Origin of the sequence: Frateuria sp., assembly GCF_013362045.1 — a bacterium.
Lineage (GTDB): Bacteria > Pseudomonadota > Gammaproteobacteria > Xanthomonadales > Rhodanobacteraceae > Frateuria_A.
This window is the reverse complement of sequence record NZ_JABFWW010000064.1, coordinates 1-2143: the sequence shown is the minus strand read 5'-3', so window position 1 is coordinate 2143 and position 2143 is coordinate 1. Positions and strand designations below refer to the sequence as shown.

Below are 2143 nucleotides of genomic sequence, written 5' to 3'. Positions count from 1 at the left end.
CCGACACCCGATCGCGCCGCGTACCAGGCCATCCTCCATCCCGAAGACCGCGATCGTGTCATCGAAGCGCTGGAGCGCTCCATCGCAGGCACCGGCTGGCACCGCCTCGAGTACCGCGTGGTGTGGCCGGATGGCACCCTGCACTGGCTGGAGGCGCGCGGCCGGGTCAAGCGCGATGCCAGCGGCCGGCCGGTGACGATGGCGGGCGTGTGCCAGGACATCACGCGCCGCAAGCACAACGAACTGGACCTGGAGTTCCTCGCGCAGGCCAGCGCCGAACTGGCGGGCGTGGCCGACTACCAGACCACGCTGGACCGCATCGCGCGGCTGGCGGTGCCGCAGTTCGCCGACTGGTGCGCCATCGACCTGCTGCTGCCCGATGGCCGCCTGCACCGCGTGGCGGCCGCCCACGTCGATCCCGCGAAGGTGCATCTCGCGCACGACCTGCACCGCCGCTACCCGCCCGATCCCGAGAGCCCGGTCGGCACGTGGAGCGTGCTGCGCTCGGGCAAGGGCATCCTGGTGCCGGTGATCACCGAGGACGTGCTGGAGGCACGCGCCTCCGCCCCCGAGCCGCTGGACATGCTCAAGCAGCTGGGCCTGCGGTCGTACATCGGCGCGCCGCTCAATGCGCGCGGCCGCACGATGGGCGTGCTGACGTTCGTCACCGCCGAATCGGGGCGGCGCTACGAGAGCGAGGATCTCGCGCTGGCCGAGGACCTGGCGCGCCGCGCCGCGGTGGCGATCGAGAACGCGCAGCTGCTGCTGGCGATGAAGGAGTCCGACCGCGCGAAGGACGTGTTCCTCGCCACGCTGGCGCACGAACTGCGCAACCCGCTCGCGCCGATCTGGAACGGCCTGTCGATCATCAAGAAATCCCGCGGCGACCCGGCGCGCATCGAGCAGGTGGGCGGCATCATGGAACGCCAGGTGGGCCAGCTCGCGCGGCTGGTGGACGACCTGCTGGACGTGTCGCGCATCACCACCGGCAAGATCGAGCTGAAGAAGGAGCGGACCAACCTGGTCCACATCATCAATGCGGCGGTGGAGATGAGCCGGCCGCACATCGAGGCCGCGCACCACAAGCTGTCGATCTCGTATCCCGACGCGCCCACGCACCTGGTGGCCGACGCGGCCCGGCTGGCGCAGGTGTTCTCCAACCTCCTGAACAACGCGGCCAAGTACACGCGCCGCGGCGGCCGCATCGAGGTGGTCATCGAGTCGCAGCCACGCGAGCTGGTGGTCCGCATCCGCGACAACGGCACGGGCATCGAGCCCGACATGCTGGGCAAGGTGTTCGGCCTGTTCACCCAGGTGACGCATCCCACCGAGCGCCGCCAGGGCGGCCTGGGCATCGGCCTGTCGCTGGTGGACGGCCTGGTGCGCCTGCATGGTGGACGGGTCGAGGCGCACAGCCCGGGCCTCGACAAGGGCAGCGAGTTCACCGTGCACCTGCCGAAGACCGACGACGGCGCCAGCAGCGGTCCGTCGCCGAACGCGCGCACCGCGGCCGAGCCCACGCCGCCGCCGCCCACCACCGCCGCGCGCCGCATCCTCGTGGTCGACGACAACGAGGACGCCGCCAACACGGTGGCCGAGCTGCTGCAGATGGCCGGCAACGAGGTCGCCGTCGCCAGCGACGGCATGGGCGCGGTCGAGAAGACGCGCGAGTTCCGCCCCGACGTCGTGCTGCTGGACATCGGCCTGCCCGACTTCAATGGATACGAGGCCGCGCGCCGCATCCGCAAGCTCGAGGGCGTGCGGCAGCCGATCCTCATCGCGCTCACAGGCTGGGGACAGCAGCAGGACAAGCAGCTGGCCGCCGAAGCCGGCTTCGATCACCACTGGACCAAGCCGGTCGACCCGGCGCGCCTCCTCGAACTCAGCGGCCGCTAGCCGCTCCCGATCCCGGCGCTGTCGGCGTGCTCCGACAATGGCGCGCCGCGCCTGTTGACAGCCGTCCCGCTCGCCGTTGTCCATCATGGTCCGTCGTGAACGAAGGAGCCTCCATGGACGACAAACCGAGTGCCAGGGACAACACGCGGCCGGCGACCGATGCCACCGCCGACAAGCAGCGCGACATCCAGCGCGAGCAGGATCGCAAGGACGAAGGCAAGGGCAAGGGCGGCCAGCAGCAGCCGAA

1 protein-coding gene is annotated in these 2143 nt (G+C 70.8%); it reads left to right on the top strand.

All coding sequences use genetic code 11. The features are described 5' to 3' along the window. A partial coding sequence (locus HOQ08_RS03280) for an ATP-binding protein (protein WP_291191574.1) occupies nucleotides 1–1896 on the top strand: 1896 nt, incomplete at its 5' end. Between the last annotated feature and the right edge of the window lie 247 nt (nucleotides 1897–2143).